Source organism: Gracilimonas halophila (assembly GCF_042684365.1).
GTDB classification, from domain to species: Bacteria; Bacteroidota; Rhodothermia; order Balneolales; family Balneolaceae; genus Gracilimonas; species Gracilimonas halophila.
The window spans coordinates 827,009-848,843 of the sequence record NZ_JBHULI010000024.1 but is presented as its reverse complement, the minus strand read 5'-3'; the positions used below and the strand labels follow the sequence as shown (position 1 = coordinate 848,843).

24 protein-coding genes are annotated in these 21,835 nt (G+C 43.0%); 10 read left to right on the top strand and 14 right to left on the bottom strand.

What is annotated here, in order from left to right; all coding sequences use genetic code 11:
• A complete protein-coding gene (locus ACFSVN_RS10195; protein ID WP_390301972.1) occupies nt 1-561 on the top strand; it encodes a hypothetical protein in 561 nt (186 codons plus the stop codon).
• A gap of 212 nt (nt 562-773) precedes the next feature.
• Nucleotides 774-2,672 (top strand): acetate--CoA ligase, encoded by a 1,899-nt coding sequence (gene acs / locus ACFSVN_RS10190; protein ID WP_390301969.1) that lies wholly within the window; start codon nt 774-776, stop codon nt 2,670-2,672.
• A gap of 39 nt (nt 2,673-2,711) precedes the next feature.
• On the opposite strand, the gene ACFSVN_RS10185 is transcribed toward acs, so the two are convergent.
• The 4 genes from ACFSVN_RS10185 to ACFSVN_RS10170 form a co-directional block, all read right to left on the bottom strand.
• Complete coding sequence (locus ACFSVN_RS10185; protein ID WP_390301966.1) at nt 2,712-3,080, bottom strand: hypothetical protein; 369 nt, start codon at nt 3,078-3,080, stop codon at nt 2,712-2,714.
• A gap of 16 nt (nt 3,081-3,096) precedes the next feature.
• Entirely contained in the window at nt 3,097-4,311 is a 1,215-nt protein-coding gene (locus ACFSVN_RS10180) for an alanine dehydrogenase (protein WP_390301963.1), read from the bottom strand.
• A gap of 176 nt (nt 4,312-4,487) precedes the next feature.
• Nucleotides 4,488-6,485 (bottom strand): NAD-dependent DNA ligase LigA, encoded by a 1,998-nt coding sequence (gene ligA / locus ACFSVN_RS10175; RefSeq protein WP_390301960.1) that lies wholly within the window; start codon nt 6,483-6,485, stop codon nt 4,488-4,490.
• Between the two features lie 16 nt (nt 6,486-6,501).
• A complete protein-coding gene (locus tag ACFSVN_RS10170; RefSeq protein ID WP_390301957.1) occupies nt 6,502-7,584 on the bottom strand; it encodes a helix-turn-helix domain-containing protein in 1,083 nt (360 codons plus the stop codon).
• Between the two features lie 99 nt (nt 7,585-7,683).
• Here ACFSVN_RS10170 and ACFSVN_RS10165 point away from each other — a divergent pair, with 99 nt between their 5' ends.
• From ACFSVN_RS10165 to surE, 7 genes are all read left to right on the top strand, one after another.
• Nucleotides 7,684-8,388, top strand: coding sequence for a ComF family protein (locus tag ACFSVN_RS10165; RefSeq protein WP_390301954.1), 705 nt, complete (start codon nt 7,684-7,686; stop codon nt 8,386-8,388).
• A gap of 30 nt (nt 8,389-8,418) precedes the next feature.
• On the top strand, nt 8,419-9,099 hold the full coding sequence (locus tag ACFSVN_RS10160; protein WP_390301951.1) for a hypothetical protein: 681 nt from the start codon (nt 8,419-8,421) through the stop codon (nt 9,097-9,099).
• Between the two features lie 15 nt (nt 9,100-9,114).
• Nucleotides 9,115-9,735 carry a histidine phosphatase family protein gene (locus tag ACFSVN_RS10155; RefSeq protein ID WP_390301948.1) on the top strand — a complete coding sequence of 207 codons (621 nt, stop codon included), beginning with the start codon at nt 9,115-9,117 and terminating at the stop codon, nt 9,733-9,735.
• 131 nt (nt 9,736-9,866) lie between these two features.
• Nucleotides 9,867-10,556, top strand: coding sequence for a bifunctional demethylmenaquinone methyltransferase/2-methoxy-6-polyprenyl-1,4-benzoquinol methylase UbiE (gene ubiE, locus ACFSVN_RS10150; RefSeq protein ID WP_390301945.1), 690 nt, complete (start codon nt 9,867-9,869; stop codon nt 10,554-10,556).
• A 39-nt stretch (nt 10,557-10,595) separates the two neighbouring features.
• On the top strand, nt 10,596-11,033 hold the full coding sequence (gene fabZ / locus ACFSVN_RS10145) for a 3-hydroxyacyl-ACP dehydratase FabZ (protein WP_390301942.1): 438 nt from the start codon (nt 10,596-10,598) through the stop codon (nt 11,031-11,033).
• Entirely contained in the window at nt 11,030-11,860 is an 831-nt protein-coding gene (gene panB / locus ACFSVN_RS10140; RefSeq protein ID WP_390301939.1) for a 3-methyl-2-oxobutanoate hydroxymethyltransferase, read from the top strand. Before fabZ ends, panB begins: the two co-directional genes overlap by 4 nt.
• Complete coding sequence (surE, locus tag ACFSVN_RS10135; RefSeq protein ID WP_390301936.1) at nt 11,857-12,627, top strand: 5'/3'-nucleotidase SurE; 771 nt, start codon at nt 11,857-11,859, stop codon at nt 12,625-12,627. The genes panB and surE overlap by 4 nt, the downstream gene beginning before the upstream one ends.
• Here surE and ACFSVN_RS10130 read toward each other — a convergent pair whose 3' ends face one another.
• Nucleotides 12,628-13,479: an esterase/lipase family protein gene (locus ACFSVN_RS10130; protein WP_390301933.1), complete on the bottom strand. Its 852-nt coding sequence runs from the start codon at nt 13,477-13,479 to the stop codon at nt 12,628-12,630.
• Nucleotides 13,479-13,934, bottom strand: coding sequence for a hypothetical protein (locus tag ACFSVN_RS10125; RefSeq protein ID WP_390301930.1), 456 nt, complete (start codon nt 13,932-13,934; stop codon nt 13,479-13,481). The genes ACFSVN_RS10130 and ACFSVN_RS10125 overlap by 1 nt, the downstream gene beginning before the upstream one ends.
• 76 nt (nt 13,935-14,010) lie before the next feature.
• On the opposite strand from ACFSVN_RS10125, the gene ACFSVN_RS10120 reads away from it, so the two are divergent.
• Entirely contained in the window at nt 14,011-15,159 is a 1,149-nt protein-coding gene (locus ACFSVN_RS10120; RefSeq protein WP_390301927.1) for a hypothetical protein, read from the top strand.
• A gap of 90 nt (nt 15,160-15,249) precedes the next feature.
• On the opposite strand, the gene coaBC is transcribed toward ACFSVN_RS10120, so the two are convergent.
• The 8 genes from coaBC to ACFSVN_RS10080 all read right to left on the bottom strand — a co-directional run bounded on the left by coaBC (nt 15,250) and on the right by ACFSVN_RS10080 (nt 21,497).
• Complete coding sequence (gene coaBC, locus ACFSVN_RS10115) at nt 15,250-16,437, bottom strand: bifunctional phosphopantothenoylcysteine decarboxylase/phosphopantothenate--cysteine ligase CoaBC (protein ID WP_390301924.1); 1,188 nt, start codon at nt 16,435-16,437, stop codon at nt 15,250-15,252.
• A gap of 2 nt (nt 16,438-16,439) precedes the next feature.
• Entirely contained in the window at nt 16,440-16,733 is a 294-nt protein-coding gene (locus ACFSVN_RS10110; RefSeq protein ID WP_390301921.1) for a DNA-directed RNA polymerase subunit omega, read from the bottom strand.
• 8 nt (nt 16,734-16,741) lie between these two features.
• Nucleotides 16,742-17,317: a guanylate kinase gene (gmk, locus tag ACFSVN_RS10105; protein ID WP_390301918.1), complete on the bottom strand. Its 576-nt coding sequence runs from the start codon at nt 17,315-17,317 to the stop codon at nt 16,742-16,744.
• Nucleotides 17,318-17,398: 81 nt separating this feature from the next.
• On the bottom strand, nt 17,399-18,280 hold the full coding sequence (locus ACFSVN_RS10100) for a YicC/YloC family endoribonuclease (RefSeq protein WP_390301915.1): 882 nt from the start codon (nt 18,278-18,280) through the stop codon (nt 17,399-17,401).
• A gap of 76 nt (nt 18,281-18,356) precedes the next feature.
• Nucleotides 18,357-18,806 (bottom strand): peptide-methionine (R)-S-oxide reductase MsrB, encoded by a 450-nt coding sequence (msrB, locus tag ACFSVN_RS10095; RefSeq protein ID WP_390301912.1) that lies wholly within the window; start codon nt 18,804-18,806, stop codon nt 18,357-18,359.
• A gap of 81 nt (nt 18,807-18,887) precedes the next feature.
• Complete coding sequence (gene glmM, locus ACFSVN_RS10090; protein WP_390301909.1) at nt 18,888-20,237, bottom strand: phosphoglucosamine mutase; 1,350 nt, start codon at nt 20,235-20,237, stop codon at nt 18,888-18,890.
• 36 nt (nt 20,238-20,273) lie between these two features.
• Nucleotides 20,274-20,825: a cob(I)yrinic acid a,c-diamide adenosyltransferase gene (locus ACFSVN_RS10085; protein WP_390301906.1), complete on the bottom strand. Its 552-nt coding sequence runs from the start codon at nt 20,823-20,825 to the stop codon at nt 20,274-20,276.
• Nucleotides 20,826-20,888: 63 nt separating this feature from the next.
• A complete protein-coding gene (locus tag ACFSVN_RS10080) occupies nt 20,889-21,497 on the bottom strand; it encodes an IMPACT family protein (protein WP_390301903.1) in 609 nt (202 codons plus the stop codon).
• Between the last annotated feature and the right edge of the window lie 338 nt (nt 21,498-21,835).

Sequence of the window (21,835 nt, the reverse complement as noted above, 5' to 3'; positions counted from 1 at the left end):
ATGATGAACAGTTTGCACTTAGTGTTCTGTACCTTTCTGATACTATCGGGCTGTGGGGTTACCGAACAGGAAGCTCTTCCTGCATTTGAAAGCTACTTTAAAGCCGAAATTAACGGAGAGATGTGGGCAGGAGATGCGCGCAGGTCTGGGTTTACTTATATAGAAGAGGATACCTTATTTCAAGTATTTGCTTCAAAATATGATAGTCTTTTGTATCCATATCAGGATAAGATTGGATTCTCTTTTTTCTATATAAAAGACAAAATTGAATATTCTGTACTGAGGCATCAAGATAAGCATCAACGAATTACAGGAGCTTATTATGTGGAAAAAGATGGAGATGCGGTTATAGCTCGGTATTTTCCGTCCGACGACGACATAAATTCTTTTACTGTTCAGATTAACCAGGATGAGCATGGAAGAAGATATGCCGAAGGTACGTTTGGGTTGAAAGTCGTGGTAGACCCGGATTATGACCGCCCCAAAAACAATCAATATCGGCAGCAACCCGACACGGTCTTAGTTACCAATGGAGAATATAAAGTGTTACTGGAGGAGTGATTTTTAACTTATAAAGAGCTTTTTTCCTTCCAGTAATGGGGAAATCTCCCAATCCTTTGAATCAAACCAATCATGAATTGCCAGCTCACCTTTGCTCATCTATTAAATAATCTCAAAAAATTGAATAAATCCTTTTAAAAAGAGAGTTAGACTTGATTATCCGCAAAAAAACAGTCAACATCCGAAAAATTTAATTAACTAAACCAAAAAAAATGTGGCTTAATTTAAAATCGTTCGATGAGTACGAAGAGACCTTTGAGGAAAGTAAAGAAGACCGTCTTAAATTTTGGGATCATGAAGCCGGCACTTTTTACTGGAGAAAGCGATGGGATAAAACCCAGTCAGGTAGTTTTAAAGATGCTAATGTAAAGTGGTTTGAAGGTGGTAAGCTGAATATTACTGAAAATGCCTTAGACCGCCATTTAAATACCATTGGTAATAAAACGGCTTTTATTTTTGAACCCAACCATCCTGATTCGTTTCGTCGCACAATCACTTATAAGCAGCTACATGAGGATGTCTGCAGGTTTGCTAATGTGCTTGAGAGCAAAGGGGTCGAGAAAGGTGATCGTGTAGTTATATATATGGCGATGACCCCGGAACTGGTGATCTCAGCTTTGGCCTGTGCCAGAATTGGGGCTGTGCACTCCATTGTTTTTGCAGGATTTTCCTCTCAGGCACTTTCCGAACGGATCAATGATTGTGATGCCAAGATGCTGATCACGAATGACGGCCTTCGTCGTGGTGATAAACATGTTCCCCTCAAGGATATTTCTGATGAAGCTCTGGAAAATTCACCATCGGTGGAAAGTGTGATTGTTTGTCAACGCACTAATCGCGAGATCGATTGGAAAGAAGGCCGTGATGAATGGTGGCATATTTTGATCCGCAACGCCTCGAAACAACATGAGGCAGTTGAAATGGATGCTGAGGACCCTCTTTTCATTCTTTATACTTCAGGTTCAACAGGTAAGCCTAAGGGCGTGGTGCACACTTGTGGAGGTTATATGGTGTACACCAGCTATTCCTTCAGGCAGGTATTTCAGGTTGGTGCGGAGGATGTGTATTGGTGTACAGCGGATGCAGGCTGGATCACTGGTCATAGTTACATCATTTATGGTCCGCTCTTCAATGGAGCCACAGGAATCATTTTTGAGGGAACACCTACCTATCCGGACGCAGGTCGATTATGGGAAGTGGTTGAGAAATATAAAGTCACTCATTTCTACACGGCTCCAACCGCAATTCGTGCGCTGATGTCTTATGATATCGATTATGTAAAAAAATACGACCTAAGTTCTTTGAAAGTACTTGGAACGGTTGGTGAGCCGATCAACGAAGAAGCGTGGCACTGGTATCATGATCATATCGGCGGGGGAAAATGCCCGATCGTAGATACGTGGTGGCAGACAGAAACGGGAGGAATCATGATCTCCCCACTTGCGGGCATAACCCCAACGAAACCCGGATTTGCTACGCTTCCTTTACCGGGAGTTTTCCCAACCTTGATGGATGAGGATGGCAATGAGATAAAAGGAAATGGCGTCCAGGGTAATTTATGTATCAAACATCCATGGCCGGGAATTGCCCGAACGGTATACGGTGATCACGAACGGTACAAGCAAACTTATCTTAGCACCTATGAAGGATATTATTTTACAGGTGATGGCTGTAGGCGTGATGAAGATGGATACTATCGAATTACAGGCAGGGTGGATGATGTATTAAATGTTTCCGGTCACCGTTTGGGAACAGCTGAGATCGAAAATGCATTGGATGAGCATCCAAAAGTAGTAGAAACGGCTGTGGTTGGCTACCCACATGACATTAAAGGGCAGGGAGTTTATGCCTTTATGATCTGTGAAGGAGAGATCAAAGATCAGGAGGAGTTCAAGAAAGAACTGCTGGACCTGGTTGCCAAGATCATAAGTCCTATTGCTAAACCTGATAAAATTCAGGTAGTGAAAGGGTTACCTAAAACCCGCTCCGGTAAGATCATGCGACGAATCCTGAGAAAGATCGCGGCGGATGATGTAGATAATTTGGGCGACACTTCCACTTTGTTAGATCCAAGCGTGGTCGAAGACATCAAAGAAGGAAAAGCGGTTTAATTAAACTATTCCGGGGGCGTATCGCATACGCCCCTTTTTTTAAATCCGAAGCAAATAACCGATTGGCAGGATCAACAAGCTTATCATTAACAAGATCAGCCTAAAGCGGGTTTTAACAAAGATCGGGTGAAAGAAAAGGCCGTAAGTAAGCGGTTTATCTTCATTCATCCAGTTGTAATAGTGATGCCGGTGTACCGATCCCAGTGCCATGGTTACATGGCCATGCAAAATGGTAAGCATAAATGGAACAGCAAAAATAAAAGCACCGGTATAACGAATAAGGATATCCATCCCTATCAATCCTGCTCCATAAAAATACGGCCAGGCAAAGAGCACCATCACCGGTACGGTTAGCAACCAGTTTATGATGGAGATACGTTTATAATTCGATTCAGTGAGTTCTGACATAGAGAAATTGGAAATTTCAAATTTGTGAAGCGATGAGCATTTCAATTTCACGGTAGGGTTTGTCGAACATCTTAGCCAGTGATTTTTTTGTAATATGTTTTTTATAGGTGTATGTGCCATTTCTCAAAGCTACATTTTCCCACAAACATTCCTTCACTCCGCCTGCATCACCTATGGCCAATATGTAAGGAACCAAGACATTGTTAAGCGCATATGTTGCAGTTCTTGGGACATTTGCAGGGATGTTAGGAACACAGTGATGAATAACATCATGTTTTGTGAATACAGGGTTTGAATGTGTTGTTGCCTCACTGGTTGCAACACAACCACCTTGATCAATAACGGTATCCACGATCACACTGCCGGCCTTCATGCCTGATACCATGTCTTCTGTTACCCAGCAGGGAGAACGTTCACCTTCGGCCATAGCTGCCCCAATGATTATATCAGCGAACTTCAGTGCCGTATTCAAATATTGATGGTTGGCTACGGCAGTGATTATCCTCCGATCGAGGGCATTTTCGAGTCTGCGTAAGGCCGTCAGGTCGGTATCCATTACGAATACCTGTGCACCATACCCAAGGGCGGTTCTTGCAGCATATTCTCCTGTTATTCCGGCTCCAAGAATAACAACGGTAGCAGGAGGGACACCCGAGATCCCACCAAGCATAATTCCCTGTCCGCCGCTCATACTTTCAAGATAATGAGCTGCGATCTGTACAGACATCGATCCTGTTATCTCATGCATCATTCGCACGATCGGAAATTCCTTGTCCTCACCCCGTATAAATTCATACCCAATTCCGGTAACAGATTTCTCGATCATTTTTTCAAGATACTCCACAGACTGACTGCCCATATGTAATGCAGAAATAAGGGACTGATCATTTTCAAGCAGGTCAAATTCCTCTTCCACCAAAGGTGCGATCTTTAGGATAAGGTCTGATTTTTTGAATACGTCCTGTGCACTGTAAGCTATTTCGGCTCCGGCATCGGCATATTCCCGATCGGGGAAATTGGCGTCTTCACCGGCTCCCTTTTCTATGAAAATTTCATGTCCGTTTGCTTTCAAGATGGATACACCGCCGGGTGTAAGTGTGACACGCCGCTCATCATTTGAGATCTCCTTAGGCAGGCCGATCTTCAGTGAGACTTTACTCTTTGACCGGATGAGGTGCTTTTCCAGCGTTTTCAATCCGATCTGCTCCGTATCCAGAGGTTTGATATCCATGTACAGCAGGGCTTAAAGGAAATTTTAAGAAGATAGGAAATTTTGGGGATGAGTTATAAGTGATAAAGTAAGCCTTTAGCACATTTAGGTTTCGAGCAATATGAAACTTAGCAACAGAATGAGAAATAGGTCCCCCAAGCCAAAAAAAATTCACTTTAGCACTACTTACATCATTACTACTCTCCGATCATCTTTCTAAATGAAGCTTCGTCCAAAATATCGACTCCAAGTTCTTTGGCTTTGTCCAGCTTGCTTCCTGCAGATTCTCCGGCCAATACATAATCGGTATTACCGCTGACTGAGGAAGCTGTTTTCCCGCCATGTTTTTCGATCAGCTCTGCGGCTTCCTTACGGGTATAGGTTGGGAGTGAGCCGGTGAGTACAAATTTTTTACCTTCAAAAATGTTGGAGACCTGTTCTTCTTCCTCAATCACAAATTGAAGGTCATGTTGTCTGAGACGTTCTATAATGGATCGGTTCTTTTCATTGTTGAAAAAACCCACTACCGATTCGGCTATTCTTGGTCCAATGGAATCGACTTCGATCAATTCTTCTTCCGAAAGTGATCCCAATTTCTTCATCGATTTGAAAGCTTTGGCAAGATCTTTAGCAACTGTTTTTCCAACAAACCGAATACCGAGCGCATAGATCACTCGTTCGAAGGGCTGCTCTTTACTTTTTTCGATAGCATCGATCAAATTCTGAGCACTCTTTTCAGCCATTCGTTCAAGATCAATGATCTGCTCTTTTTCCAGTTCATACAGATCAGCGTAAGTTTGGATGAGTTCTTCTGAAACCAACTGATCAACCACTGATTCTCCCAAGCCTTCAATATCCATGGCGTCTCGGGATGCAAAATGCTCGATGCGAATCCGTACTTGTGGTGGACAGGTTGGATTAACGCATCGCCAGGCTACTTCATCCTCATATTTGATAAGCTCGGAATCACAGGCCGGACAGTTCTTTGGGAAAGTGTAAGGTTCATTGCGGTCGGCACTGTCAGGATTCACCACACTTATCACTTGTGGAATGATCTCGCCGGCTTTTTCCACAACAACAGTATCGCCAATACGGATGTCTTTACGTTGAATTTCATCTTCATTGTGCAGGGAAGCCCGTTTTACTGTAGTACCGGCTAGTTCTACTGCTTCCAGCTCAGCTACAGGTGTGATGGTTCCGAGCCTTCCTACTTGGAGAGTGATATCATTAATGACAGTTGTGGCTTGTTCGGCCTCAAACTTATAGGCAATGGCCCATCGGGGGAATTTAGAAGTGGTTCCCAGCTGCTCCCTCAAACTGCTCTGATTTACTTTTATGACCACACCATCGGTTTCATAGGGAAGTTCGTGACGTAAATTTTCCCATTCCTTGATGATCTTGTGTACTTCAGTAATATTGGAGCATACTTTGTAATGCTCAGATACACTCAGGCCGAATTCATTGAGTAGTTCAGTTTTCTTTGATTGGGTGAGAGTATCATCTTCGTCATCCAGAAGGAGGTCGAAGGCGAAGAAACGGATAGGTCGCTGAGCTACTGCCTTGGGGTCCTGCATTTTGAGGGAACCGGCTGTCGAATTTCTTGGATTGGCAAATACATTGAGCCCTTCTTCTTCCCGATGCTGATTCATCCGGGCAAATGCTTCCCGTTCCATGTAGGCTTCTCCACGCACTTCCACTATTTCCGGATAATTTCCTTTCAGGTGCAGAGGAATATCCCGAATGGTCTTGATGTTATTGGTAATGTCATCTCCCTTTTCTCCATCACCGCGGGTAGCCCCTAAAACCAGTTCTCCATTCTCATAGCGCAAACGTATGGCCGCACCATCGAATTTCAACTCTGTCATGTATTCATAGTCATGATGACCAAGAATTTTCTTTACACGCCCATCAAAATCGTTGAGTTCCTCTTCGTTATAGGTATTATCCAGGGAAAGCAGTGGAACAGGGTGCTGAACAGTTTCAAATACCGAAGAAACTTCACCGCCTACACGTTTAGTGGGAGATTCAGGGTCGTGCAGGTCAAATTCATTTTCCAGCAGTTCGAGTTCTTTGAGTTTTTCATCGAACTCCTTGTCACTTATAAATGGCTGAGCATCCTTATAATAAGCTTCGTTAGCCTTATCGAGCAATTCTCTGAGTTCTTTTACCCGTTCCAGAGCTTCGTTCTTATTCATAGAAAAGATCTGTCTACTAATATCTGATTCGATATACGGTGCTGTCGGGAGGTCCTATCTCCAATGGAAATTCCCGCGGGGGTGGTGCTAAATATTCCGGTTGGTTTAACACCGATCGGGTAATCATGATAGAATTAAAGGCAGTATCAAAATAATTTTGTCGGGGGTTTTCGATTACGTGTCCGTTGAAAAGTAACAACATCCGGCTGTATTGTCCTCTTATCAATAGGGTATCCCTGAAATCAAAATAGTGAGCTTGACCTTCCTCCATCCAAAAAGGGTTAGTACGCCAGTTATAATCGCTGGTAACCCTTACAGGCTCTAATTGTCCATAAGCCGCATAGACCGAAAGCGTGAGCGTGTCACCAAGTGTAATAGGTTCATTCGGTATTAGACTTTGTCCATTGGAATTATTCTGAGATCCCTGCTCACCAACCGTTGTAGAATCTATAGGAGTAGGAATTATGGCTTCCTGATCTAAGGATGGATCTGAAATTTCCTCTTGAGGTTCGGAGGGCTCTTGAAAAATAGAGGTAATATCATCCCAAAAAATATATGTAGAACCGGCAATGAGGCCAATTACAATTAAAAAGGAGATCATGATCCAAACTTTGGAACTTTTGCCGGCTGTGGTGAATTTGCGTCCCATATCAGCCCAATTAATACTGTTGATCTCAGGACCAGATGATGGTTTTTTAGACTGGGTAGATTTTTTAGTGGGTTCAGGTGCTGAAATTGACCTCCCTGTTTCAAAGACAGCGGGATCGGAATTAGCCGGATCTTCTTCCTGAATCTGAATTTCAGAAGTTGCGGTGTAATCTTCAGGAGAATCGCTGCCCGCTACTAAACTGCCTGAATAAGTGCCGGCTTCCATTTCATCCAGTGCCTGGACAACATCATCATCATCAAGTTTTAATACCTTGGCATAACTTCGAACAAAACTTCGAACATAGGTTTTATTCGTTGTTTGATCGTCAAAAATAGTTCCGCTTTCAATACTTTTGATCGTATCAAGAGGAATTTTTATCGCATTTTGTATATCCTCAAGCGAGAGATTTTGACTTTTTCGTATGGTAGCGAGGTCTTTTCCTAGAGACATAGGGAATGATTTAGGTCTGCGTACAAAATTATAAGAAGCTAAGTAATTAATGTTGATAGGAAAAGCAAACTTTTGCCTTTAATCAATTTAGGTTAATGCATGTTTTTAAAAAAATTTACAGAGGGAATATCAGAAATATTGTTTCCCAAAGTATGCACGGTTTGTGGATTGAGATTAGCAACAAACGAGAATTTTGTATGCCACAACTGTCTGAATGATAAATTTGAAGAAGCTTACCGGCCGGGAAAGGGTTCAACAAGTGACGCTATGTTACCCGAGGGAGTCTATTTGCAGCATGCGCTTTGGAATTTTGACAAAGGCGGATATTTGCAGGAATTGCTTCATCAGCTTAAATATCACAGGCTCACCGGTGTGGGCGTGGATATAGGAAGGCAGTTAGGGAAGAGTTTATTGAGGAATCCACACTTCATGAACCGGATAAAAGATCGAAAAGTCTGTTTGCTTCCGGTTCCTCTTTATCCGAAAAAACGCAGGATGAGAGGTTACAATCAGGCTTTTTATATTGCCGAAGGTGTAGCAGAAGTTACTGGTCTTTATATCCTGAAAAAGGATGTCATTCAAAGAATAAAAAATACGGGTACCCAAACGGGCTTCTCACTCGAAAAACGCAGAAAGAATATTGATGGAGCATTTCAGGTTATTGAACCTGAAAGAGTTAAAGATGTTCTTTGTGTGATCATAGACGACGTATTTACCACCGGGGCCACTACTTTTGAGCTGAGTTCAGAATTGAAAAAAGCAGGATCAGGTGAAATAATGATCGCTACCGCAGCTCAAGCCTGAATCAGTGTATTTTAGTGCCTATATTTGGGTATGGATAATTTTAAAAGAGGTCGTTTTAACTGGCAGATGCTAGAGCTCCCTGACGGGATCACCACGTCAAATGGAAACTGGTATCATATTACAAGAGATGGAATAGAAAACTATGTACCCGGCTTATTTAAACACCGTTCATTGGAGAGGGTTATACAAGAAACCGATGCATGGGTAAAAAGCTCTGATGGGTTTTCTTTAATACTGTTCTTCATTTTGGCATTTTTTGGAATCACTCCCTGGTTGGCTGCTGCGATATCCTTGGTTTTTTATTTCTTTTGGTATTTTAATACCGGCGTTTTTGTGAATGTGACTTCCACTCCAGTAGCAAAATTATTAAATAGAGACGGGGTTGTATATGGGGTTTCAGCTTTGTTTTTAATTGGGATCAGTTTTGGAGAGATCATTTCAGGGATGGGCATATCTGTTGAATTCAATGCCATTTGGTATGGGTTGATCCTGTTCTTCCTATTTAAAGTAGGTTTACTAAGATTGACGATCGAATTTGCACGAAAGAAGTTTTTTGGGTTGCCAAAGATTTCCAAGGAAGACCGGGTTTTGAATATGCTTTTGATCCGATATGGAATGAAATATGGCATCCTGACGGGTGAGGTAAATGAAATGGAAAAAGAGCTGGTGCGTATCGTCAACTATCACAAACAAAAGAAAAAGGATAAGTAAGGGGACCAAGCTTATATGAAGCAACTGTTCTTTATTCGTCATGGAGAGACCGACAACAACAAAGCGAGCATCATTCAGGGGAGAAGTCTGGATGCCTCTATCAATGAATTGGGAAGATTGCAGGCGAAAGCGATCTGCGATGCTCTTGAGCCTTTCAATATCCAGAAAATTGTAGCAAGCGGTTTGCGGCGAACCCATGAAACGGTACAACCTTTAGCTGAGCAAAGAAAACTTAAGATCGAAAAATACCCTGAACTGGATGAAATTGATTTTGGGATCATGGAGGGAAAAGTATTTACCGAGATCCAGGAACAGGTGATGGAAGTGCATGAACAGTGGAAGGGAGGAAATGTCGATTTTGCTCCTGAAAAAGGGGAGTCACCCCTACAAACCTTCACCCGCGCCAACAGCAAAGTTGTGGAGGTACTGGAATCATCAAAAGAAGAGTACATCGTCTTTATGATCCATGGTCGGCTAACACGCATTCTACTCTCAGAGTGGCTGGGATACGGGCTTCACAATATGCACAAGATCGAACATCAGAATGGAGCGATTAACCGGCTAACCTGGAAGGCCGGAAAATTTGAGGCTGTTGAGTTAAATAAAACAGATCATTTAGTAGAACTTGTCGGATAATCTTGCTTTCAGAACTTGGTCATAATCTGCAATATCCATGTCCCATAATTCTTTATCTTTCAATCCTGAAAAAAAGAATCATTACAGCCTGTTTATGGTTCTATGAGCAAAAGTGAAATCAACTAAATTCTATGAGTGAAAAAGTAAGAACCATGTTTGCCGATATCGCCGATGATTATGATCGGATAAACAGTGTTTTATCGTTTGGCGTACACCATGCTTGGAGAAAAAAAGCCGTATTGGAAAGCGGAGCCCATGAAGGGGATCATGTATTGGATTGTGCCACCGGAACCGGCGATCTTGCTATCGAATTCAAGAAAACAGTGGGTGATCCGGGATATGTGATGGGTACTGATTTCTGTGCCCCCATGATAGAACCGGCTCCTGCCAAAGCTGAAGAAGAAGGGCTCAAGATCGATTTTGAAGTGGCGGACGCTATGAATCTTCCCTATGAAGATGATAAATTCGACATCGCCAGTATAGCTTTTGGAATCCGGAATGTGGATGATCCCGTTGTGGCGCTAAAAGATATGGCTCGTGTGGTAAAGCCGGGGGGCAGGGTAGTGGTGCTTGAATTTGGCCAGCCTAAAGGCCTAATGAAATTTCCCTACGAATTATATAGCCAACACATTATGCCTGCCATTGGTGGATGGTTAAGCGGTAATCGGGAAGCTTATACATATCTTCCCCGAACAAGTGCAAAATTTCCGGCAGGAGATAAATTTTTAGACCTAATGGATGAATCCGGAGCCTTTGAAAGCCGTCGCGCTGTAAAGCTAACGGGCGGAATTGCCTACGTTTATGTAGGAGTGGTTCAATAATGGTATATTCATCACTCTAACAAACAACACAATAGTTCAATGAACATAGAAGAAATTAAAAAAGTACTTCCTCATCGGTATCCTTTTTTATTGGTGGATCGCGTACTGGAATTGGATGAAACGAGTATCAAAGCATATAAAAATGTGTCCGCAAATGAAGAATTCTTCAACGGACATTTTCCGGGACAGCCGATCATGCCGGGAGTGCTTCAGGTGGAGGCATTAGCTCAGGCCGGTGCCATTATGTTGATGACACAACAAGCGGATGATCCACAGGAAACCCTGATGGTATTTACAGGCATCAATAAGTGTAAATTCAGGAAACAAGTGGTGCCTGGAGATCAGCTGATGCTGGAAGTTGAACTGGGTAGTAAAAAAAGAAATTTTGTTACCATGATGGGTAAAGCAACCGTTGACGGTAAAGTGGCCTGTGAACTGGAAGCTTCTGCTGCGCTGGTACCAAGGGAGAAGGTATGAGTACCCAAAAGTCTTCGGCTAAACCGGCAAAAATAACCACTCAAACCGTAGTGGATATGAAGTCGAAAGGAGAGAAGATCTCCATGCTTACGGCGTATGATTTCACTATGGCACAAATTATTGATCAGGCCGGTATCGAGATCATTCTGGTAGGTGATTCTGCCAGTAACGTTATGGCAGGGCACGAGACGACTGTTCCAATGACGCTCGAACACATGATCTACCACACATCATGCGTAGTTCGCGGTGTGGACCGTGCCTTAGTGATCGCTGATCTTCCATTTATGAGTTATCAGGTAACCACTAAAGAGGCACTGATAAGTTCAGGACGTATGATGAAGGAGGCCGGAGCTCACGCCGTAAAAATGGAGGGTGGTAAATATATTGTAGATACCGTAAAGCGTATTGTGGATGCCGGAATTCCTGTTATGGGGCATCTGGGACTCACCCCGCAAAGCATTTATAAATTCGGTACCTATAAAGTCCGTGCTACTGAAGATGATGAGGCAGATGAGTTGATACGTGATGCAAAATTGCTTGAAGAAGCCGGATGTTTTTCTTTAGTGCTTGAAAAGATTCCCGCCCATCTTGCTGAAAAAGTTACGGCAGAATTATCTATTCCAACTATTGGGATAGGTGCCGGACCTTCTTGTGACGGCCAGGTGTTGGTGCTTCATGATATGCTGGGACTTAATAAAGAATTCAACCCTCGATTTTTACGTCGTTATGCAGATCTGAATTCAGTTATGACCGATGCGGTTCAGAGTTATATCAAAGACGTTAAGAACAAAGATTTTCCAAATAAAGACGAGCAGTACGGCGAATGAGTGAATCAAAAAGACCTTTCATTTTAGTAAGTAACGACGACGGTATTTTCTCACCAGGTATAAAAGCACTCGCAGAAGTAGCCTCCGAATTCGGAGACGTGTACATTGTGGCACCCGATAAAGAACAAAGTGCGGTCGGACATTCCATCACTATTCAGGTTCCGTTACGCGCCAGTAAGTTTACTGTTGCTGATAAATTCCAGGGAGAAGCCGTAAACGGAACTCCGGCCGATTGCGTGAAATTGGCTCATGGTCAGCTTTTGGATCGAAAACCAGATCTTGTGGTGAGTGGGATCAATCATGGAAGCAATGCCGGAATCAACATCATGTATTCAGGAACGGTAAGTGCGGCTACAGAAGGCACTATACTGGGCTATCCATCCATAGCTGTGAGTTGTACTGAGTTTAGTGAAGATGCCAATCTGAGGGGATGTCAGGAGGCAGCCCGGCGCGTGATCAGTTTTGTACTTAAAAATGGCTTGCCCCGGGGAATTACGCTGAACGTGAATGCTCCGGCAGGGGAATTCACCGGTATCAAATGGACCCGACAAGCCGACAGCCGGTATGTGGAAGAGTACGAAAGTCGCACCGATCCATTTAATCGCGCCTACTATTGGCTCACCGGTAAATTTGAGTTACTGGATGAAGGCAAGGACTCGGATATTCATGTACTGAATGATGGGAAAGCTTCAGTAACACCCATTCAATATGATCTTACAGCTTACAATCTGCTCGAAAATGTGGATGATAAGAGTTTGAATGAGTGATCAATGCCCGTTTTCAGCTAATCGTTTGATCACATTGATCCAGAACTGATCGTAGATCTTTTTGCTCTCCTTATTCATCTGAAGATGCATCTGGGCTAAATGAGATAGTGGTACAGTTTCGAGATGAGTGCCCCACTTCGCACTTTCTGTGGATACAAAAGCGTCATTATCCCCTTCCTTTTCAAAGATCTGAATATTCTGAAATTTAAGTACCGGATTGATGGAATATTTGGTGCCTTTGCCAACGGCTGCACTGTACGAATAATAGGTAACGTTCTCTACATCAGGATGCTCAGGGTTGAAAACCTTTGTTACATAAGAACACGTTAACTGCTCCAGCGAACCCAGGGCATCGCTTTTTGTTTTTGGGAATACATTATCACCAAACCAATCAAAAACGAGGCTTAGTTTTTCGGTCAGTAACTCCGGAGCTTTCAAGACGAGGTCCGCAAGACTTGAGCCATGATGAGGTGTAGCGATGGTGGTAAGGCTTTCAACCCGATCAGCCACATCCATTTTTGAAAGAGCACATCGCATATCGAGTCCACCCATACTGTGCGTAACAACATTTACTTTTTCATAGCCGTGATCCTCACAAAAGGCATGTATCAGCTTCACCCAATTTTCTGCTCTTGTTTCAATTCTGGCATAAGGAACTATATTGGGTGCAATGGATACCACCCCGTGTTCCCGAATTTTCATGCATGGATCATGAAGGGGCCCGGATTTAATCACGGAACCAATAGCACCATATCCATGGCAGAGAAATATGGGATATTTGAGCTTTAACAATTCGGGTTGCGGATATTCTTTCAGCTCAAATCGTTTCAGTATGGCAGATCGGTCCGGCATTATTGATCTAATTGTGTTTCTATACTATTGATCTTTAGGGTATCGAGATCGGTATCTGTGGTTAAACGGATCGTTCGAAGTACGGTACCTTTATAGTATACATAAATGTGCATATCCCGGGATGGAAATAGAATTTTAGCCGGCGTTTCAATATCAAAACGGTTCAGGTCATCGTGCAAACCAATATGAAACATCGTTTTTGAAAATCGTGAAGGCACCCGAAGTCTATATTCCTTACGCGTTAGGGAGGTATCAACTTGTATAGAAGATACTCTGACCTGTTGCGGAGTGATCAGTGAATTATGAATATGGACATTGAGCAGGGAGTCAAGCTGAGCGGCAGTATCAAGGTTAAAACTTTTGTGGGAAGGAGAAGCTGCAAGTATTACACTGCTGATTACACATGAAAGTGCCAGCAAAGTTGTAACTACAATTTTCCCATTTTTTTTATCCACGTTAAACCGGGCTTGGGTTCTTAATTTCAGAGATTTACCTTCAACCTGAATCTATAAACTTCTGTAGTAAAAGAACATGTCTTTTCAGATCCAAAAAATTGAATCTCAAAAACAGATAGAGGCGTTTCATAAACTGCCTGAGCGTCTGTATCAGAATAGTGAATGGTATCGACCACCGTTTAGGTTTGAAGTTGAAAATATTTTTAATCGTAAGAAGAATGAGCGATTTGAAAAAGGCGGTGAGTGTGAACGTTTTTTGGTCTACTACAAAGATCATGCGGTGGGTAGGTTTGCTCTGTTTACCGATCCTGAAAAAGATGAGCGATATGATCCAAAATTAGGCGGAATCGGATTTATTGAGATGGAGAACCGTATCGGGATCGCAGAACATATGATCGGTTTCGCTAAAGAATGGCATAAGGAGAGAGGATACACCGGTTTCAGGGGGCCAATTAATTTTGGTGAAAATGATACTTTTTGGGGAGTTCTCATCAATGGATTTCATGATCATAACGTGTATGGAATGCTTTATCACCATGAGTATTATGAGAGGCTGATCGAATCCACTTCCCCGGAAAAATTCGATGACCTGTATATGTATCAGCTGGATCTGAGTCAGCCGATGCCTGAGCGACTGGTTAAAATTACGGAGCGGTTAAAGTCTAAGGATTCGATCGAGATCCGCCCCATTGATAAAAAAAACCTGGAAAGGGATGGAGAGCTTATTCGGAAGATCTACAACCGTGCATTCAGCAACCAGGTGATACAGGAAAGGGAAGAAGAATTCATTGGAATTAGTCAGGAAACGATCCGGCAAATGATCAAAAAACTCAAGCCGGTACTGATGCCGGAAACTTCACCCATCGCGTTTGTGGATAGGGAGCCAGCCTCATTTTTAGTAAGTGTTCCGGACCTGCATGAAATATCAGCACAAACCAATGGAAAATTAAAGTGGTGGCAAATGACAAAGGTGATCGGCTTTAAAAGCAGAGCTCATAAATTCCGTCCGCTTGCTTTCGGTACCGATCCGAGATTCCGGGGTAGGGGATTGGAAGCATTGGTTTTTATTGAAGGCTTTCGATGGACGAAGAAACACTATCCAAACCTGAAAATGCTGGAAGGTGGTTTTGTAAGTGAAAAGAACTGGATCATGCGCCGCAGCCTGGAGGCGTTGGGTTGCAAGATAGCTAAGACGTACCGGGTATATAAGTGGATGGTTGATTGAGAGTTGAGCGTTGAGAGTTGATAAAGTGATAGGTTGATATTGCCTGATTTAAGCATAATCACCCTATCAATTCTCAACTTTCAAAAAAACCTATCTAAAGATCGTATTCAGGATCTCGATGGCAATGTCTTTCTTCGGACCCTGAAATTCTTGATCAGAATCTATTCCTAACAGGTGAACTGTGTTTGTATCTGCTTCAAAGCCGGCATCTTTATCGTTCAGTGAGTTTGCGATGATCCAGTCAGCATTCTTCTTTTTGAGCTTGGAGGTGGCGTTCTCGATAAGATTCTCTGTTTCCATGGCAAAGCCGATCAGCACTTGTCCCTCTTTTTTATGTTCTCCGAGCCATGCCAATATATCCTGGGTTCTTTTCAGCCCAATGGAATTCTCACCTTCTGCCTTTTTTACTTTTTGTTGGTGAATTTCAGTTGGGGTGAAATCGGATACCGCAGCCGCCATAATGATTACATCAGCATCTCTATATTCTTTGACCGCTTCAAAAAGGTCAGCCGTAGTGGTAATGTTAATGGAGTGAATTCCTTCCGGTTTTGAAACAGAAATAGGTCCGTGAATGAGCGTAACGTCTGCACCCAGACTTTGGGCAGCTTTGGCCATGGCCACGCCCATTTTCCCGGAACTGGGATTGGATATAAACCGAACCGGGTCGATATGTTCGCGTGTTGGTCCTGCAGTGACTATTACTTTCTTTCCCTCCAGGGGCCCCTTTATAGACCCAATAATCTCAGAGGCTTTCTCTATGATATCCTCGGTCTCGGGAAGCCGCCCTTTTCCTACAAGTCCGCTGGCAAGGTAGCCGGCTTCGGGCTCAAGAACGTGATAGCCAAACTCTTGTGCTGTCTTGATATTTTTGGATACCCCGGGAGACTCATACATCTCACCATCCATAGTGGGGCAGAGTAATACCGGGCAGCGGGCAGCAAGAACGGTGCTGGTGAGCATATTATCAGATATCCCGTTCGTGATCTTGGCAAGCGTATTTGCAGTACAGGGGGCGATTACAAAGAGGTCAGCCCACTCGCCCCAGTTGATATGGCGGGTCCAGTCACTAGAGCCAGGATCATCAGGAAAGATTTCTACAGCGACTTCGTGCCCGGAAAGGGAAGCAAAAGTCTCTAAACCAACAAAGCGGGTGGCTGAGGGCGTCATGGTGACGCGAACTTCAGCTCCCGCTTTTTGAAATTCTCTTAGTAAGAAAGCAGCTTTATAAGCCGCAATACCCCCGGTAACACCTAAAATAATGCGTTTACCGGAGAGCATAATTAATCTTCTTTGTCAGGATGACGGTAATAGATCTGGTCTTCCTGCATTTCTACGATAGAACGTTGGGTAGCATGTGGAAGTTTTTCAAAGGCTTTGGAGATATTTTCCTGCTCTTCGTTGAATGAAAACTCATCTTCTTCTTCAAATCCTTCGAAGTACTGCAGTTTTTCATCCAGTTCTAATTTCTCCTGTGCGGCAATTTGTCGTGCACGCTTGGCAAGGATCACAAGCAATTCGTACTTGTTACCAGTTTTGAATTTAAGTTTCTCAATGTCTAATGTTTGGACTGCCATGGATGGTCTCAGTTTTGATTCATGAATTCGGATACGGCATCTTTAACTTCTGCATATGCCGTTTCCAGATCATCATTTATAATAACCTGATCAAATTGATCAGCGTAAGTAAGTTCTTCTTTAGCACGTTCAAGTCGCAGTGAAAGTGTTTGTTCGTCTTCCGTTCCGCGAGCGATTAAGCGCTGCTTCAACATCTCGATAGAAGGTGGCTGGATAAATAAGCTAAGGCATTCATCTCCATAAATCTGTTTTATGTTAACGGCACCTTTCACTTCGATATCAAGCAGAACAAAATACCCTGAATTTAGTTTTTTATCAACTTCAGAACGGAGTGTGCCGTATTTCATTCCACCATAGAATTCTTCCCATTCGAGAAATGCTTTCTGTTCAATTTTCTCGTCAAAATCAGCTTTAGCGAGGAAGTGGTAGTGCTTTCCGTCTTTTTCACCTTCCCTTGGCGGACGGGTAGTAGCTGAAACGGAGAACTTTAAATTCTCAAAATCCTTAAAAAGCCTGCGCGCCAAGGTTGTTTTTCCGCCTCCGCTGGGTGCCACTAAGATAATTACTTTGCCTTTTTTTCCCATTCTGGAATTAAAAATTCAAGATTAAAAATGAAAAATTTGAGTAACCAATCTTTAATTTCTTCTTTTTCATTTTGAGTTTAATTACTCGACGTTTTGTACTTGTTCACGGATCTGCTCCAAGGCTTCTTTACATTTGACCACGTACTGGGCAATCTCAGAATTATTGGCTTTGGAGCCGATGGTGTTCAATTCGCGGTTGATCTCTTGCGTAAGGAAATTCAGTCTTCTGCCGGCCGGTTCGGGTTGTTCCACCGCTTCGATAAAGAATTTCAGGTGTGATTTCAACCGAACTATTTCTTCGGTGACATCCATTTTATCCACTAATACAGCCACTTCCATTTCCAGTCGCTCGGGATCGATCTTATCCTCATCGATCAAGTTCTGGATTCTTTCCAGTAACTTATCACGGGCTTCTTCAGCACGGCCGTTAGTTTGTTCAGTGATGATCTCAAGGTTTGATTCAATAAACCTGATACGATCAACTAAGTCATTCTTAAGCTGATTCCCTTCTTGGGTACGCATTTTCAGTAGGGAAGAAATGGCATCCTCAAGCGCTTTTAATGCAACTTCCCACTTTTGCTCTATGATCTCTTCGTCTTCTTCTTTATTGATGAAGACATCATTGAATTGGGTAAGATCTCTTATCGAGATCGGATCTTTAATGCCTGCAGTTGTACGTAATTCTTCAAGGATCCTTGTATAGCCTTTAACTTTGGCCTTATCAACAGAAATGGAAGGACCGGCGGAATCTACCTCAGAAACATATACGGTGATGTTAAGTTTTCCGCGGTTAACGGTTTTTTGAACCAATTCCTTTACTTCCAGCTCTTTATCCTGAAGTCGCTGCGGTAGCCGGGTGCTTACATCGAGATAGCGACTGTTCAGGGATTTGATTTCTACGGTAGCAGTTATGCCATTTTCTGTAGCTTCACCGCGACCGAAACCGGTCATTGATATAATCATGTGAGATCTTCAAGATGAAAATTGAGCGAGAAAATACGAAAGTATAGGTGGGATAAGAAATTGAAGGTGCTAATTGTTACGCATCTTCGGTCTTTTGTAAACTGACGGCGTTCATACAGTATCGAAGTCCGCTCGGTTCCGGGCCGTCAGGAAAAACGTGACCCAGATGCGCATCACAAACATTGCATAATGCTTCGATACGGATCATCCCGTGAGAAGTATCCATCTCATATTTAACAGCATTCTCTTTAACCGGTTGTGTAAAAGAAGGCCAGCCTGAACCGCTTTCAAATTTTTCATTCCCATCAAATAATTCAGTTCCACAGCAAACGCAGGCGTATAATCCGGGTTCAAAACGATGACACATATCACTGGATCCAGGACGTTCTGTGCCCTTTAAACGGGTTATGGCATATTCTTCATCAGAAAGTTTTTTCTTCCACTCTTCATCTGATTTTTCAACTCTTTGCGGAGGTTTGGGGTTTCCATTCTTTGCAAAGTTCTTAAGGTCTTTCCAGGTCAGCATATCCATAGATAAATTATAATGTTTCGGTGGTTGGTACTAACGCTTCCTGCACTTTTTCCGTTCTCACTGATTGAGCAAAGATCATTTCAATAGATCAAAGATCTTTCCTGCAAAAGCTTTTGCAGCTTCCGGTGAAGGGCCTTCTGAGTAAATACGAATGATGGGCTCGGTATTCGATTTTCGGAGGTGAACCCAGCCTTCAGCAAAATCGATCTTAACACCGTCTACAGTATTAGGTTCAAGGCTGGAAAAATGACCTTTTACCATCTCAAGAACTTCATCTGCATCTTTACACAATTCATCAAGCTGAATCTTATTCTTGCTCATGTAGTAATCAGGAAGTGTTGAACGATATTCCGATGCGCTCATTCCTTTTTCGGCGAGAAGCTGAAGCATTATGGCAATTCCTGCCAAGGCATCACGACCATAATGAAGGTCCGGACAGATCACCCCACCGTTTCCTTCACCACCAATCACTGCATTTTGTTCTTGCATCACCTTAACCACGTTGATCTCGCCCACAGCTGAGCGGTAGCAGGTTTGATCGTATTTACGAGCCACGTCGTCACAAACGCGTGAAGAGGAGAGGTTAGTGGCACAAGCTCCGGGATTCTTAGAGAGGATGAAGTCAAAAGCAGCAGCCTGTGTGTATTCTTCTCCAAACAACTTGCCGGTATCATCAACTAAAGCCAGGCGGTCGCCATCAGGATCTGTTACCACGCCCAGATCTACTTTTTTCTCTTTTACTAATTCACAGATATCGGTAAGATGTTCAGGTAGTGGTTCGGGATTGTGTGGAAAAAGTCCATTTGGTGTGCAATGAATTTTGTGCACTGTTTTTACTCCAAGCTTATCAAGTAAACGAGGGATGGCTTCCGAGCCTGCACCGTTTACGGCATCAACAGCTACGGAGAAATTCTTAGCTGCAATTTCATCGGCATTGATGTACGGCAGATCCAGTACTTCATCTATGTGATCATCCAATAAGTCATGATCCTCTCGAATTTCTCCAATTTTATCATATGACTGGTAGCCGAGATCTCCGGATTCTGCAATTTCGATCACCTTACTTCCCTGATCAGCGTCCAGGAATTCACTTTTCTCATTCAATAATTTCAGTGCATTCCATTCAGCCGGATTGTGGCTTGCAGAGATGATAATTCCACCGGCAGCTTTGTGCTTCAGTACACCCATAGCTACGGTTGGCGTCGGTACAATTCCAACTTTGATGACATCACACCCAACACTCGCAAGTGTTGCGGCAACAATATCTTCACAGATCTTACCGGTCACCCGGGAATCCCGGCCCACTACTACAGTCCCTCCGTTGAGCCAAGTGCCATAAGCGGCAGTGAATTTAGCGAGATTTTGAGGGGTGAGATCGGTACCGAAAATGCCCCGGATACCGGAGACGGAGATCATTAATGCCATGTGAATAGTCTGTTGTTTGAAATTTGTCTGGTTAAATTATTTCGATCGTTCAGGGATCCAGCCGGTTTCTCTGGTGCCGGCCTGTTTATTTTCATATCGTGCGAGGACGAACAAGAAGTCAGAAAGGCGGTTAATGTACATGATGGCCACTTCGGAAATTTCCTCTTTATGCCGACATTCAACAGTGATACGTTCGGCTCTTCTGCAAACGGTTCTCGCAAAGTGTAGGGTGGCCCCGGCATGAGCTCCGCCGGGCAAGATGAAGTTTTTGAGAGGTTCAAGTTCTTCTTCCATCTCATCGATGGCTTTCTCAAGGAACTCCACTTCGCTGTGACCAATTCGCTCTATCCGAATATCTTTTGAGGCCGGGGTAGCAAGATCGGCTCCAAGTACAAATAATTGTTGCTGGATCGTCTCAAGAAATCCAGCTCCTTTTTCGGAAACACCATATGAGACTGCCATCCCCAAGATAGAATTGAGTTCATCCACGGTTCCGTAAGAATCGATACGTTTTGAACTTTTGGAGACACGCTGTCCGCCAAAAAGTGAGGTTTCGCCGCTATCGCCTTTTTTGGTATAGATCTTCATAATATTCTTTTTTCTGAAAATAGGGGTTTGATGGGTAAGGTGCATTTTCAACTATTGCATGCACTAAATAAATGATTCTCCCAGTTTTTTAAAAGTAATCTCTAAATGCTCCAATCCGGATATTTCCTTTTCAAAGAGACGGTTGTTTTTTTTGGGACATGCTACTTTCAACTTAATATTCTCCAGATACTGAGAATCTTGAACCGATAGCTCATAATCATTTTTGAGTTTGTTGATGGTATTTTCCTCGGGATAGGGATATCGAATTTCAAATAATTGCACAGGCTGAATAGAAATAAGTCTGGCGGATTCCAAACAGTGTTTAGCGGCTGAACCATAAGCCTCAATTAATCCGGATTTTCCAAGTTTTGTACCGCCATAATATCTGACCACTACAATTCCGACATTGACCACTTCAAACGACTTGAGTTGATTCAGGATGGGAAGACCTGCTGAGCCCGAAGGTTCACCGTCATCGGAACTAAATTCCTTGGGTTGCCCCGGATTTAATCGCCACGCCCAGCAATGATGCGTTGCATCAGGGAATTTGGATTTTAGTGTATCAAGTTGCTCCTGAAATTCCTCTTCTGATTCAGCCGGAAACAAATACCCCATAAATTTAGAGCCTCGTTCCCTAAAAGAAGATTCGTATGTTTTGGTAATAGTTTTCAATAGTCTGGGTTAGATGTACCCAAAGGTAACAGACAACCTCCCTAAAGTCATTCCCAATTCCGCTTCAACGCAGAGCGTGTGGAGCGAGGGTAAAGGTAGCGTTGGTAGGTCAGTGATAATTTTAAAACATATTGTAGTAGGGACACAAGATTTTGTGTCCCTACGGTTTTTTAAAATTTACTTAATCAAAATAATCTCCAAAATACGTCAATCACAAAATCTACGATCATATTTAGACCCATTCTGCCTTGTTATTCAGAGAGGAAAAAGCGATTTTCTCTGCGCAGTTAAGCTTTCTGCTAAGTTTTCAGAAATAATTGAAACCAAAGAAAGTTATT